Origin of the sequence: Metamycoplasma salivarium (assembly GCF_900660445.2) — a bacterium.
Lineage (GTDB): Bacteria > Bacillota_I > Bacilli_A > Mycoplasmatales > Metamycoplasmataceae > Metamycoplasma > Metamycoplasma salivarium.
Window position 1 is genome coordinate 110,219 of the sequence record NZ_LR214938.2, and the last position, 15,600, is coordinate 125,818.

Sequence of the window (15,600 nt, forward strand, 5' to 3'; positions counted from 1 at the left end):
TTTAATTTACATTTTTTATTAGCCAATACTACATAAAAACAGCAAAAAATCAATTGTATATAAAATTAAACATAAAAAATTAAGTTTTGGTGTTAAAATTCGGAAAAACTTATTAGTAAACTAATAAAAATTATTGAAAGGTATTTATGAAACAGACCAAAAGGCAAAAGATTTTACTTTATGCCTTACCATTATCTATTTTAGGAATAGGTACAATCTCAGCACCAGCAATTTTGTTGTTTAAGAAAGAAGATAGAAATAATGAAGTCTTTTATCTTAACAATAAGTCTTATACTTCTCGTATAGAATGAGAAAAGGCTATTAGAAAACTAGCAAGACAAATTGAAACGCATAGTGAAAAAACAATTTATTATTCAAATACAAAAAATAAATCTTTTAGTGATATTAATAATTTTAAGAAATTTCTTGCTAACCATATTCACACTATAGAAGGCTCTCATTATGGTGATATTGATAAGAATGAATTAAATGTTGATGGATCATTGTCATCAAATTTAATGAATCAGTTTAATTTTGACGAGCCTAAAGAAGACGAAAATGGTGAAAAGGAAAATGATAACACCACAGCATATATGGGAAAAAATGGAATAGCATATGAATCAGAAGATGAAGCTAAAGATTCATATGCTAATACCCATACTTTTTATAAATTTCAAGGGAAGTATTATTCTTCTAAACAAGAAATTAAAAATATGATTCATAAGGAAATTTTAAGAATTAATAGTGAATTTGCTGATGATACAGAAAGAGCAAAAGCCTTTAAAGAATTTTTTGCAATAAAACAACCTGATAACATATATCAAGCACCCACAAATATTGTATTTGTTGCAGGTGAATTTGATCAAGAAATTGAAGAATCTAAGTTAGATGAGTTTATTGAAAGTAATTGTAAAAAATATGTTAGTCATAACAATGGAATTTATGAAGTTGATAATTTTAGCAATAGATTTCTATCAAGCGATGAATACCTTAAAAAGCTCCCCATTCTAAACGTTCAATCTAATCAAGGTAGAAAAAAATATTTAATTGATAATGATATAGACGATCCATGTAACTTATATGGAAGTTACGTGCATGAATCTACTGGTCGCGATATAGAAAATATAACTGATTATAAGAAATGGTCAAAACAGCCTACAAACGATTTTAAGCTAAAAAGACATAATTCACAAAATCAATCTTTAGTTAACAAATTTATTTCAAGTTTATTGTCAACAGCCAATGCAAATTTTATTGAAAAGTATATCAAAAGACATAAACTGAATAAAACACAACAAGATGAATTAACAAAAGAATATGTAAATGATTTTTCAATTTTTAAATATTTTAAATTTAGAGATAAATTTCAAACAATGAAAAAAGAACTTACAAAAGTTCAAATTAATGAAACAGATTCGACGCACAAAAATTTGTTTTCAAAATTAGAATCTATTATTACTTTTACAAAACGTGGTAAAAATGGTGGATTTTTCAATCAAATATCAATTACATATTTATCCGGGTTAGCACATTTAATTAAATATGAAGCATCATCTAAAGCAATTAATGCTTTTAAAGATTATTATCGTACAATGTTTAAAGAATTAGATGATTGTGTCAAGGGTGTTATTGGTGAAGAATTATATAATGATAACAATGGTAAAGCAATAGATTTAGTTGAATTATTCGGTATTGATGATTTAGGGTTTGATTTTAATTCTGATTTTACTTATTTTATTAATGTTTTTGCTAATAACTCAAGGATATTGACCGCTATTTCAGTTATAACAAATGCTATGACTGCCGTAACAACAACTAATTCATTAACCAAATTTAATTCTAATTTTTTATTAAGACAAGCTGATAATGACGATGATCTAATTCTTTATAAATCTCTTTATGAGAAATATGCATTTATAGGTAAAGATTCACCTTACGTCTATAGTGATGAAGAAGGCAAATATATAAAAAATAAAGACTTCAAAAGAAAGTTAAATGAATATGAAGATGCTCAAATAAATTTAACTGTATTGTCTGCATTGCAAGTTGGAGAAAGTTTTTCAAAGTCTGTTGAAGCAACACTAAGTAACATTGCAAAAAATTTAGATAGATATATTTCTAACAGGCCAGGAGCATATAAAGTTCAATATCAAGAAACTTTTAGTTTTATACAAACTTCTACTTTAGAATATCATCGTAGATATAACTCTAGTGATACTACAACTATAAATAAAATTAGTAGATTGAATGTTAATAATAATGCAAAAGATGCAAAACAAATGCTTTATGAATATAATAAAGTAAAGAAAAACGAGAAATTTTCTAGTTTATTAACTATTAGAAATAAAACTATAGTCAAATATGGTGATGGTACCATTAAATTAGAAAAAATAGAAACCACCACTGACAAAATTGCTGAAAAAATTAATAAGTACAAAAGTATAGCAGCAATTGCAGCAGATGTTTTCAAATTAATTAGCATTTTTAATTCAAAAGATAATATAAATGTAGATTATGAAGCACTTGGAACCATCAAGTCAATTTTTAACTCAATTATAGGAGCATTTCCACCTAATCCTGTTTCGTTGTGTATTGGTGCTGCATTAAATATAATTATGGATTTGGCTATGCAAATTATTGGTAAAAAAACAACTAGTGATTATGTTTATACAGATACTGGTAATGTTAATGACTCATATGTATGAGACGGCGGAATTACCAATAGTAGATTTTGAGGTCTTATTGTTACTGAAGAAAGATCAATAAAACATGCTAAATTATTAGATCCTATTGAATATATACCTGAATTTGTTAATAGCTATTATTATTTTAATGGCAAGAAGTATACAAATTTAGATTCTACTAATTTAAAAGCAGATGCTTTAACAGCTATTCTAAATGGGGATGTTATAACTAATGATATCCATTCTGTATATTCATTTGAAAAAGATTTGAAGAAATTTGAAGAAGGTGACAATGCAAAATATTTCTTTTCAACAATTGATGATTTAAAGAAACATCTAAAAGTCAATGAAAGAAACTTACTAAAGACTAGATATTTAACTGAAGGAGCTTACATGGAATTTGATTCAGTGCAAGAGCCAATTTGAACTAAGAACTATGATGAAATATCTAAAACATTGTTACAACTTATTGATGAAAAACTAAGACCAACATTAGTAATGAAAATACCTGAACTATCACAAAGTAATATCCCAATTGATCAACTTAATAAAGATTATCATGGATTTAATAACAATTCAATTAATTACAAAACTATTTTAAAACAACTTAACGGTGAAAAAGAATTGAAATCTAATGAATTTTTAATGTTTGATACAAACTTATTTAATACAAAAATAGGAAAATACTTCCATGATTATTTAATGAAAACATATGAGTTAAGATTGAAATTATTTAGAGAAAAATTTAATGTATTATCAAAAATGGTATCAAAAGAAATGTTATTTACTAATAAAAATTATGATGAATTAAAATCCTCGACAAGGCATAAGATTTTCAAGATTTATGGAATCAATGGCGAATATAAAATGTTTTTATCTTATGATACTGCAATTAACTATTTACATAAGAAAAACTATTTGGATATAACTCAAAAAACAGAAGAATATGAATTTTTAAATAAATATTTTTATGATGGAAAATACTTTAATAGTTGAGATGAAGTAATTAAATATTGTGAAATACAAAGTGATAAAGAAAAGTTAAAAAGAGAGAATGCATCAAAAGGAGTAAAAAATGAATAAATTATTATCTATTGGTTTAAGTTTGCTAGTTCCTTCCATACCAATAGCCACAACTATTGCAATTAGCAAATATAATGGTAATACCAAAAAATATGAAATGTTAATTGATAATCAGGTTAAAACCTTTAATTCTAAACAAGAGGCTATTGATTATTTAATTAAAAAAGACGATCCAAAAATAGAAAGACATGTTGGTGAAAAACATTTTAAAAATAATGATGGGATTGTAAATTACAAAGAAGATTTATTGGCTAAATATGATGTTAACAACATTAAACCAGCATATACTTATAAAAATGGTACGCATACTTGAAATCGACAAAATGTAATTGATGATTATCTTTCAAAAGCAAATATTGATCCATATTATTTAGATTTAGCTGGTAATGAGTATGAGACAGAAAACGAGGCAAAACAAGCTATTTTGCAAAATATTAATGAAGACATTATGGATAATCTTTTTTATGAAGTACAAACTAGCACAGGTGTTAAATATTACAATGCTTTAGTAGAATCAGACATAAAAAGAATGTTAAATGATTTAATATCAGAAGGTGCTAGAGAAGGATTGTTAGAAGAAAAAAATGCTTTATATTTGCAAAATGATAAAGGTGATAAAAGATTGTGAGTAGAACACGAATCAAACACTATTACTAAAGTTTTTGATAGCCTTATAGATGCTTACAAAAAATCATTAGACAAAAAAGTATATAGAATTGAACTTTCTTTAAAACATAGATGAGATGCAGGAAGGCGTTGGTTTTATAAAGATCATTATGCTAAATTTGGAAAATATGAAACTTTAGAAGGTAACGATTCTTGAACATTATCTAATGATGGAATGACTTTATATAAAGATGTTGATCATGATTGAATTCAAAAATACTTACTAAGTGAAAAATTTGGAAAATCAATTAAAGATGGTGACTGAAATACAATTATAAATTCATTTACTGAAGAACTAGAAGAGAAAATAATTAATCATCCGGATAATGTAGGAAAAAGACAAACAAAATGAAAAAATCATTATTATTACTATTACGGTAAACAAACATTAAAATTTAATAACAATGCTAAAAATCAATTTTTTGATTTTAAGAACTTGGAAATGTATGCAGGAACCAAAAGTAATGAATATATAAAACATGGTGATTATAAACAGAATAAGGACGTTCCCGCTTGACTTGCTTCATCTATTTTTGACTCAGGTAAAAGATCATATCATAACTATGGTTTAGACATTTCTATTAAAAAAATAAAAAACGATTATGATGTCTTATCTAATGATTTAAACAACAAAGGAATTATTAATAAAGCATTTATTGAAAAAGAATTAAATAATATTTTTGATAACAATGAATTTAAAAAAGTGTTGAGTACCTTTTCGAATGTATTTTATAACTATATAACACAATTCATTTCTTTTATTCTTAGCAAACATAAAATTGAAAATTGATCATATAACAAAAAGTTATTACTAGATTTTAACAAATTTGAATCAATAGAAAATGGAGAAAGCAAAAATCTAGACAACTTTACATATTTTTATGATTTATTTGAATTTATACTAAAAAAGGGTGTGATTAGTTCTTTAATCACTCGTATGTATAGTAAGGTATATTTGTTAAATAATAAACCCTTTTTAGCAAATAATGATATTAAAAACATTTTTGGATTTAAAATGATTAAAAATATTGAAAATAGAAAAGTTACTAGCACAATTGTTAATCTAAATGAAACCGAAAATAATTTTTCTGAATTAATTGACAAAATGAAAAAAAATGAGAATATTGATGTTATCGAGAATTATCAAACACTTGATAAAACTATTGACAAAATAAAACATTTCTTAAAAAAACAAATTAGATATGCCAAAGAGAATACCATTGAATTTAGTGCATCAAAAAATAACTATGAAGAACAGTTGCTAAATTTTTTAAAAAGTAATAAACAATTAGTATTGCCAGAGAGTGATAAATTAAAATTAATAACATTAAAAACTTTTATTTACCACAAGGAAAATAGATTTAGATTTAATATTCCATATAGTGACAAAACTACTTTTATAAATGAAGAGTCATTAAAGAAATTTAAAAAAAATATTTTAGAAGAAGGTTTAATTCCTGAAATCATATATAAAATCCATGGGTTAGAAGGTCTTTTGAAAGATAATGATATAACATTACCTGACGATTTTTTAAAATTTAATAATAAAGAGATAATTTTGCAAAACTATTACATGTTGCTAGACAAGTTAATTCAACCTTCAAAAAATAAAATTTATTACCAAAAAAATAAAAAATACATTCTACTAGAAGCTAATTTTTTCAATTTATGAAAATTTAAATTTAATAATGATGTTTACTATTTTGAAAATGAATATAACATATATGAATACGTTAAGAAATATGTTGAAATTAATATCAAGGAGATAAAATAATGAAAAAACAAATTTTATTTAGTATTATTCCAATTATTGCAATTAGCTCGCCAATATTAATAGCTTCAAGCTGTGATAATGTTATTAAAAATGATTATTTTGAAAAACGTGCTAAAGAGACAGATGAGCAAATTGAAAAACGTTATGTTAATGAATATATCCAAAAAGAAAATTACATTTTTGATGATTTTGAACAATTTAAATTTAATAGAAAAAGACATTTTTACAAACCTGATGTCGATCAAAATGCCCTTGATTTTGCAAAAGATTCTAATAACAACTATCCTTTAATTCAAGATTTTGAAATATGACATGCAGATTTTATTAGACACTACAACATTTTTAAAAATGTGATTGATAAATATGCACCTGACAAAAGAACTAATTACATTAATGCTGGTGCATATCAATATTTTGTAAAAGAAATCATCTTTGATTTTAATGTAAATAATAGGATAGACGCTGATTGATATTTGCTTATTTCTTGAACTCCGGAATTTTGACCAATGTTAAATAAAATATTAGAACTTCCAAATTTAAATTTAAATATTGCAACACCAAAATTTCCGATTCATAAAATTATTTCACCAAATCTATATCAGGGAAGATATTTATCAAAATTAAATTTTGTTTCTGATTATATGTATTATGATAGCAAGGAAAAAAATTATGCTTGAACAAAAGAAGATTATGCAACTCTAATGTCTCTTACATCTATTCCAAAACCAAAATTACTACCTGAAATTAAAGATGAAAATAATAAATTCAATGATAAATCCGCTAGCATTTCAATCAAAGCAGGTCATGCTGACGAATTTAATGACACATCATATACAGCATGAAGGTATAGTGCTGCTTCTTATGAGCAATTTTTTGAAACTTTTTTAGATTATGATGATAAAAAAATAAGGGAAATGACAGGAAAATATATGTATAATGGCGATCCTATCAAATTCCACTCTCCTATTGTAGAAATAGTTAAGTATAAAGATCAAAGAATAAAGGAAACATATACTCACTATAGATTTAGAGCAGAAAAGAATAATGAAGATGTTAAGATATTCAAATGATGGGGCGAAGTTCCTAAAAAATAATGAAAAAGAAAATTTTATTAAGTGTAGTACCAATTATTGCAATTAGCTCGCCTATTTTAATAGCTTCAAGTTGTGATAATGCTACTAAAGATGATTATTTTGAAAAGCGTGCTAAAGAAACAGATGAAGAAATTGAAAAACGCTACATTAATGAATATATTCAAAAAGAAAATTACATTTTTGATGACTTTGAGCAATTTAAATTTAATAAAGAAAAACATTTTCGTAAGAACGTTGATCCCAATGTTCTTACCCTAAAAGAAACTTCAAAAGATAACTTTCCTTTAATCCAAGATTTTGAAATATGACATAATGATTTTATTAGACACTATAATATTTTCAAAAAGGTGATTACTATGCATACACCTGACAAAAGAACTAATTACATTAATGCTGGTGCATATCAATATTTTGTAAAAGAAATCATCTTTGATTTTAATGTAAATAATAGAATAGATGCCAATTGATACTTACTTATATATTGAACAAATAAATTTTGGTTAATGTTAAATAAAATACTAGAACTCCCAAATTTAAATTTAAATATTGCATTACCAGAATTTCCTATGAGTAAATTAGTTAACCCAAGACTTCTATATTCTGGAAGATATTTATCAAAACTAAATTTTGTTTCAGATTACATGTATTATGATAGTAAAGAAAAAAATTATGCATGAACAAAAGACGATTATGAAGCATTAATGTTATTGGTTTTTAATCCAAAACCTAAATTATTGCCTGAAATTAAAGACGAAAACAACAAATATAAAGACGTACCGGCTAATATTTCATTCAAAGCAGGACATGCTAACGATGTTGATAATACACCTTATACACCTTGAGATTACAGTGCAGCATCATATGAACAATTTTATAAAACTTTTTTAGATTATGATGACAAAAAATTACAAGAGTTAACAAAATGAAGTATGTGTAATTTTGATCCTATCAAATTCCATTCTCCTATTGTAGAAATAGTTAAGTATAAAGACCAATTAATAAAAGAAACATATACTCACTATAGATTTAGAGCAGAAAAAGGTAATGAAGATATCAAGATATTTAAATGAGCGGGCAAGGTTCCTAAAAACTAATGAAAAAGAAAATTTTATTAAGTATAGTACCAATTGTTGCAATCGGTTCACCTATTTTAATAGCTTCAAGTTGTGATAATACTACTGAAGATAATTATTTTGAAAAACGTGCTAAAGAAACAGATGAAGAAATTGAAAAACACTATGTTAATGAATATATTCAAAAAGAAAATTATATTTTTGATGATTTTGAACAATTTAAATTTGATAAAGAAAGACATTTTAAATTTTACTATACAGACAATACAATGTATATGAAGCGAAGTAAGCTTAATGAAGAAAAATATTTCTTATTTGATGATTTTAAAAAATGACATGATGATTTTATTAGACATTATGAAATTTTTAAAAAAGTAATTAACAAATATGCCCCCGAGAAAAGAAAAAAATATGAAAATAACATTCTAAATATTAATGGATATCAATATTATGTTAAAGAGATTGTTTTTAATTTTAATTTATTTAACAACCAAAATGCAACTTGAAGTTTTGTAATTACAAAAATGATTGCACAAGAAATGTTGAGAAAAATTTTAGAGCTTCCTAATTTAAAACTAGATATAGCACTATATGGAAATAGACTAGATGATATAATTTCATATACTTTGTATATTGGGAGATATTTTTCAAATTTAAGCATAACAACAAATTTTTTGGATACAGAAAGATATCCAAAAAATAGTCATTACTGAACTAATGGTAGTTATGAAAACTTTATGAATTTTTTTCAATTCCTAAACCAAAATTATCTAGTGATATGAATGATTTAGATGGTAAATATAAAAATGTAAATTCAAATATATTTATAAAATGTGGGCGTTATTTAAATAACAATACTGCATGAGGTACCTATCAACCATCTCATAATTTTTACAAACAATTTGTCACACAAAATTCTTCTCAAAAATATGATATTCAAGACAATGTTAAAAAATACACTTATAACGCTGATACAATTGACTATTTTTCTTCTATTATCGAAGCTATTAAATATAAAAACAACGTTGAAAATAAGATTATTGACACTCATTTTAAATTTAGAGCAGAAAAAAATAATGAAGATTTAAAAGTATTTAAATGAGAAGGTGAAACTGTTTAGTAGGTTTGTAAATTACATGGAGAAATAATAATGAAAAAGAAAATTTTATTAAGTATAGTACCAATCATTGCAATTAGCTCGCCTATTTTAATAGCTTCAAGTTGTAATAATACTACTAAAGATGATTTTTTTGAAAAGCGCGCTAAAGAAACAGATGAAGAAATTGAAAAACGCTACATTAATGAATATATTCAAAAAGAAAATTATATTTTTGATGATTTTGAACAATTTAAGTTTGACAAAGAAAAACACTTTGTGTTTTCAGGAAATAACATGTATTTAAAATCAATTGGGCAGCATACTCTTGAATATTCTTTGGTGATTGATTTCAAAAAATGATATGACGATTTTATTAGACATTACAATATTTTTAAAAAAATCATTGATAATTATGCTTCTGATAAAAGAAAAAAATATGTCAATAATGATCTTAGCATCAATGGTTATCAATATTTTGTAAAAGAAATTATTTTTAATTTTAATTTACTAAATAACAACAATGCAACATGAGCAATAGGTGTTAATAAAATTGCAGAATATGAGATGTATACAAAAATTTTGGGATTACCAAACTTGAATTTAAACATTTCTTTATATGGTGACAACTTGGTTTATATGAATGCATCTAATTTATATGGTGGAAGATACTTTTCAAAATTAGACTTAACAACTAATTTTTTGAATGAAAATGATGAGCATTGAACAAACTATAATTTTAAACATTTTATGCGATTGTTTTCAATCCCAAAACCGAAATTATTGATTGATATAAATGACATTAATAACAAATACAAAAATGTAAATTCAGAATTGTTAATCAAAGGCGCACATTACTTTAGCAAAGGAACTAATCCATGATATCCATTTGAGCCACCTTATAACTTTTATAAGCAATTTGTCACACAAAATTTTTCTAAAGAATATGATATACAAGATAATGTTAAAAAAAATATTTATAATCTTGATACAATGGATCATTTTTCATCCATCGTCGAGGTTATTAAATATAAAGAAGAAGTCGAAAATAAGGTTATTGACACTCATTTTAAGTTTAGAGCAGAGAAAAATAATGAAAGCCTAAAAGTTTTTAAATGAGAAGGTGAAACTATTTATTAATTTTATAATTTAGGAAATTAAATAATGAAGGAAAATAATATAATCTTTGAATTAAAAAGCATCTATAAGGCAATTAGAAAACAACAAATTATTATTGATGCATCTTTTAAAATTTATGAAGGTTCTTTACACGCATTTGTTGGAGAAAATGGTGCAGGTAAATCAACTGTTATGAATATATGTGTTGGCAATGATTTAGATTATTCTGGAACATTATATTTTAATAACCAAAATATTGATGACATAAAAAATCGTAAATCATTTTTATTTTTTAATACTGATTTAAAATTTCCACAATATCTAAATGCTTTAGAATATGTTAAAAACTTTGTTTATGCTTTTAATGGTAATGAGATTTCTAATGATGTCATCATAGAAAAATTCAAAGAATATGAAATTGACCATAGACTTAAAAATAATCCAAATTCTTTTTCTTCTGGAGAAAAGAAAAAACTTGCTTTATTATTTTCCGAACTTGCTAACCCAAAATTATTATTTTTAGATGAACCTGAAGCTAATTTAGATCCAACATCAAGACTGAAACTATATCAAAAGTTATATGAATTTAAATCTAGTGGAATGGCTGTGTTTGTTTCAACACATTTGATTAATGAAATTAAAGGATATGTTGATATGGCTACATTTATCACACACGGAAGAATTGCATGAAGTGGAAAAATTGAAAACCATGAACAATTAGCATCTTTATATTCTAAATATATATTAGGAAATAAGGAGGTTAAATAATGTCTTTATTACTCAAAAATCATTTTAGATATTTGTTTAAAAACAAAATTGCTCTAACTTTCTTATCCCTTTCATTTCTATTGATATTTGGAAATCTGCCTTTTAACTTGGTTAATAATTTGTTTTTTGGATATAACTGAATTACGTTTTTAATTTGCTATGTTGTTATTGTTATTCAAAGTTTAATGTTTTTTCAAATTATATTTAATAATTCAAAAATAAATCAATATGATCAAATTTTAAATTCGACTTTTTCTAACAAAAGAAAAATTTTTGGTTCAAAGTTAATATTTGGAATTATTTTCTTCATTTTTAGTAGTTTAATTATAGCTTCACTTAATGCAATATTTTTAGCATCAAAAGTTAAAACTAATAGCAGAATATTTTTATATTTTATTAGTTTATTTTTCTTTAATTTATTAGCGTTTATATTTAGTTTCAATATTATTATTTTTTTTGCAACTCTAATTAAAAATAATGCTTTTAGAAATTCATTAAATTTAGTTGTTGCTGGTATTTTAATTGCAACTCCTATTATTAGCAGAACTCTTATTTATGAATCACCTGAAGAAATTAATTGAAATAACTATAAAAAAGTTATTGAAATTACAAAAGATAATAAAGAAATTACCCATTATGTTTTTAAAAATATTGATGAATTAAATAATCAAAGTAATAGCCATAGCAAATATTATTTTGATGTCATCAATGCATTTTATTTAGCACCTTCGACTATTATGAAAAGTATCATAAATGATTGTAATGTTAAGCCATACGAAATTACAAATAGTAAGTATAACAATTATGTTTTTGACCAAAAACTTAAAATTAAAAATTGAGAATTAGCAAGCAATTATTATGTATACAATGTTAATGATATTGATTTAGCAAAATATGATAATAGTAAGCTAATTAATTTAATTCAAAAAGAAATTTTTGCAAATTTAGCATCAAAAGATTTTTTAGAAATTAAAAATTTAGTCAAAAGTCCAATTTGAAACGCTGATTTATTTTCAAATGAACAATTATCGTCTTTAAAAACAATTTTGGGTTATAAAAGCAAAAATGTTCAATATTTAAGAAGAGATTTTGCTTCGTTAATCAAAAATAACTTGCAGCTTCAAAAAGACATTATGGATAAATTTGGTTTAGATTTTTATAATCTACTTATTACTTTGTATATTGATAATGCATATACAACAAGTCAAATTACAACTAGACAATCATCAAACAATCCATTTTATATTGAAAATCTAATTCCCGAAAATGGTTATTATAATCAAGATACAAAAATTACTGATGAAGATAAAAACTATTTGCAAAACTCTTTACTCTCATTTTCTTCTGCAAATGTAATTCTAAGAAATGAAAAATTAGAAACTTTTAGTATTACATTATCTAAATTTCAAAATGTTTTTGAAGATATTAATAATTTAGATGATTGAAAGACTTTAATTGAAGAAAAATCAAACAAATTAAAAGATATTAATGAAATACTTGAAAGTTTATATACACTAAGTGATCCAAACAATGAGATTTTAAAATTTAAATTACAACCAAACTCATCATTTGTTAATCAATATAAATATGTTACTCAATTTAAAACAAAACTAGTTTCTACCAATGATGTTGTCTTGTTTATATTGCTGTTTGATATAACTTTAGCTTTATTAACTTATATGATTTTAAAATCAAGAAGAAAAAATTATTAAAAAATCAAAGTTTAAACTTTGATTTCTAATTTGAGTAGCAAAAGCTACTTTTTTTATTCATCATCTTCTTCAGCTTCTATTCTAAAAGTAATAATCATAGAAGTTTTAAAGCGTGTCCAATATGTAGTACTTACAACTTCATATCCCATGGCAGCAAGTTGGTTCATTATATATTCAGCACTACCCGGGTCAGTTTCTACTACTTTATATCAATATTTTCTTATCATTTGCTCTTAAGAATAATAAATTCTTTTTTGCCCTTTCTTAAAATTGCATATTGCTTATTAAAATTTTGAAATTCAATAACTTGATTTTCATCGTTTACTATTTTGTTGTCTAATAAAAATGAACCATTTACTAAAAATTCTCTAATTTCACGATTGGAATTCAAAATCTTGTTTTCTTTAATAAAATCAATAAATGTTTGATCTTTTTTAACTACATAAGAAGGTAAAAATCCCAAAAGTAATTTAATATCATCATTTGTCAAACTTAAAATGTCGCTATTTTTTGAAAATAAAATGTCACTTATTTTTAAACATTGAGTAGCAATTTTTTCTGAGTGAATATCTTTTGTAACTTCATATGCTAAAGTTTTTTGTGCAAGTCTTTTGGTTTTATCTTGGTTATGTTTTTCTATCACATCTTGAATTTTATTAACATCTAAAAAAGTTAGTCAATTTAAAAGTTCTTCAACTTTTGTATCACTTTGATTTAATAAAAATTGATAAATACTATATGGGCTTGTCATTTCAGGGTCAAGTCACAAACTTCCACCGCCTGTGCTTTTCCCAAATTTAGCACCTGTTTTTTCATCTAGCAATAAATTTGTTACAAAAGCAATTGCATCATGATTTTCACCATGAGTTTTTCTGATCATTTCAAGACCAGTGGTAATATTTCCTCATTGATCAGAACCACCCATTTGAATTTTGACATTTTCTTTTTCGTATAAAGTCTTAAAATCTCAACCTTGCAATAAAGAATAACTAAATTCAGTAAAGCTAAGTCCTTGTTCTAATCTAGTTGCAATACTTTCTTTGCTAAGCAAATAATTTACATTAATAATAGTTCCAACATTTCTCAAAAAATCAATGATTGTTCAATTTTTATAAAAATCTAAATTATCAATAACCTTAATACCATATTTTTCAAGTTGCATTTTAATATGTGCTTTATTTTGTTCAACTGTTTTCAAATCCAAATATTTTCTTTCAAATACTCTAAAGCTAGGATCTCCAATCATTCCAGTAATTCCACCAATAACTGCTATTGGGTTAATTCCAAACTTTTTAAATCTTAATAAACTAACAATTTGCACATAATTACCTAAATGCAAACTAATAGCAGAAGGATCAAAACCAGTATAAACTTTTACATTTTTATCTAGATTATTAAATTTATCAACATTAGAAATATTATTTAAAATATTTCTTCTTTTGAACTCTTCAATTAAAGCATTATTTTTCATTGATTTCTCCTAACAAAATCTCGAAATTTTTCAATCATTTATTATAATTGTAAAATTACTAATTTATATTTTATATAAATAAAAAGGATTAAACATGAAATTTAAAATAATTGTCGACTCATCATCTGGATTAACATGTTCTCAAACCGAAGAATATGGCTGAACTTTATTACCTTTGCAAGCTGAAATTAATGGCAAAACTTATGAAATTGGCAAAAACTTAACAATTCATGATTTTGCAAAAATTTGAAATGAAAATCCCAAAAAATGTGATGCTAAAACAGCAGCTTGCATCCCTGCAACAATTATAAATATGGTCGAAGAGTATTCAAAAGATTATGACAAAATCTTAATTTATACTATTTCAAAAGAACTTTCTTCACAAAACTCAATGTTAAAAACTATGTTTGCAGATAATGACAAAGTTTATATCATTGATAGTACAAAATTGTCATATCTAATTGTTAAAGATTTACTTTTATTTGAAGAAGCCATGAAAAACGGTCAATCTTTTGAAGAAGCTTGCAAAATCTTTGCTGAAGAAGGGCCTAGACTTTTATTAATTCCTGAATTTAATGATGCTTTAGTTAAAGGTGGAAGGTTAACAAAACCCGCAGCTGCAATTGCAAGATTATTTAAAATTGTTCCAATTATTCAATTTGGTCATGGTGCATTAACAAAATTTGGAATTGGTAGAGTGTTTAGAAAAACATTAGTAAAACAATTAATTGATATGAAAAATGTTTATCCAAAGCCAATTGATGAAGATACTTATTTAATTTTACCTAATGCTGCACAACCTAAAATGCAAGAGATTGCAAAGGAATTAAAAGACTCAATTGATTTTAAAGATGCATATGCAATTGATTTATCACCTGATATTTCAATTCATACTGGTGTTGGTGCTGTTTGTTTTACCATCACAAACATTCCAAAATCGATTAAAGAGAAATTTTTTAAATTTGCAACAAAATACTAATTTACAAACAAAATTTCAAGCCAAAACTTGATTTTTTGTTATTTCTTAGTTAACATTTGTAAATGCAAGCAATAAATAAAT

Annotated in this window: 12 protein-coding genes; 10 read left to right on the forward strand and 2 right to left on the reverse strand. The window is 24.4% G+C overall.

The window, feature by feature from the left end:
• Window positions 1-146: 146 nt before the first annotated feature.
• From EXC60_RS05960 to EXC60_RS05995, 9 genes are read left to right on the forward strand one after another with little or no spacing between them, the layout of a single operon-like run.
• Window positions 147-3,767, forward strand: coding sequence for a hypothetical protein (locus EXC60_RS05960; RefSeq protein WP_024544031.1), 3,621 nt, complete (start codon window positions 147-149; stop codon window positions 3,765-3,767).
• Window positions 3,760-6,207, forward strand: coding sequence for an RNA polymerase beta'' subunit family protein (locus EXC60_RS05965; RefSeq protein ID WP_024544032.1), 2,448 nt, complete (start codon window positions 3,760-3,762; stop codon window positions 6,205-6,207). Before EXC60_RS05960 ends, EXC60_RS05965 begins: the two co-directional genes overlap by 8 nt.
• Window positions 6,207-7,301 carry a hypothetical protein gene (locus EXC60_RS05970; RefSeq protein ID WP_024544033.1) on the forward strand — a complete coding sequence of 365 codons (1,095 nt, stop codon included), beginning with the start codon at window positions 6,207-6,209 and terminating at the stop codon, window positions 7,299-7,301. Before EXC60_RS05965 ends, EXC60_RS05970 begins: the two co-directional genes overlap by 1 nt.
• Window positions 7,301-8,395: a hypothetical protein gene (locus EXC60_RS05975; RefSeq protein WP_024544034.1), complete on the forward strand. Its 1,095-nt coding sequence runs from the start codon at window positions 7,301-7,303 to the stop codon at window positions 8,393-8,395. Before EXC60_RS05970 ends, EXC60_RS05975 begins: the two co-directional genes overlap by 1 nt.
• Window positions 8,395-9,165: a hypothetical protein gene (locus EXC60_RS05980; protein ID WP_024544035.1), complete on the forward strand. Its 771-nt coding sequence runs from the start codon at window positions 8,395-8,397 to the stop codon at window positions 9,163-9,165. Before EXC60_RS05975 ends, EXC60_RS05980 begins: the two co-directional genes overlap by 1 nt.
• On the forward strand, window positions 9,153-9,494 hold the full coding sequence (locus EXC60_RS05985; protein WP_024544036.1) for a hypothetical protein: 342 nt from the start codon (window positions 9,153-9,155) through the stop codon (window positions 9,492-9,494). Before EXC60_RS05980 ends, EXC60_RS05985 begins: the two co-directional genes overlap by 13 nt.
• 30 nt (window positions 9,495-9,524) lie before the next feature.
• On the forward strand, window positions 9,525-10,610 hold the full coding sequence (locus EXC60_RS05990; protein ID WP_024544037.1) for a hypothetical protein: 1,086 nt from the start codon (window positions 9,525-9,527) through the stop codon (window positions 10,608-10,610).
• 24 nt (window positions 10,611-10,634) lie between these two features.
• Window positions 10,635-11,357 (forward strand): ATP-binding cassette domain-containing protein, encoded by a 723-nt coding sequence (locus EXC60_RS00620; RefSeq protein ID WP_024544038.1) that lies wholly within the window; start codon window positions 10,635-10,637, stop codon window positions 11,355-11,357.
• Window positions 11,357-13,069: a hypothetical protein gene (locus tag EXC60_RS05995; protein WP_024544039.1), complete on the forward strand. Its 1,713-nt coding sequence runs from the start codon at window positions 11,357-11,359 to the stop codon at window positions 13,067-13,069. The genes EXC60_RS00620 and EXC60_RS05995 overlap by 1 nt, the downstream gene beginning before the upstream one ends.
• Before the next feature lie 53 nt (window positions 13,070-13,122).
• Here EXC60_RS05995 and EXC60_RS06000 read toward each other — a convergent pair whose 3' ends face one another.
• Both EXC60_RS06000 and tyrS read right to left on the reverse strand, forming a co-directional pair.
• The gene (locus EXC60_RS06000) at window positions 13,123-13,296 is read right to left on the reverse strand and encodes a hypothetical protein (protein ID WP_156909646.1); all 174 of its coding nucleotides are present in this window, start codon (window positions 13,294-13,296) and stop codon (window positions 13,123-13,125) included.
• Window positions 13,290-14,540, reverse strand: a complete 1,251-nt coding sequence (gene tyrS / locus EXC60_RS00635) for a tyrosine--tRNA ligase (RefSeq protein WP_024544040.1) — start codon at window positions 14,538-14,540, stop codon at window positions 13,290-13,292. Before tyrS ends, EXC60_RS06000 begins: the two co-directional genes overlap by 7 nt.
• 94 nt (window positions 14,541-14,634) lie before the next feature.
• Between tyrS and EXC60_RS00640 the strand changes: the two genes are divergently transcribed.
• Window positions 14,635-15,519 (forward strand): DegV family protein, encoded by an 885-nt coding sequence (locus tag EXC60_RS00640; protein ID WP_024544041.1) that lies wholly within the window; start codon window positions 14,635-14,637, stop codon window positions 15,517-15,519.
• Window positions 15,520-15,600: the final 81 nt, after the last annotated feature.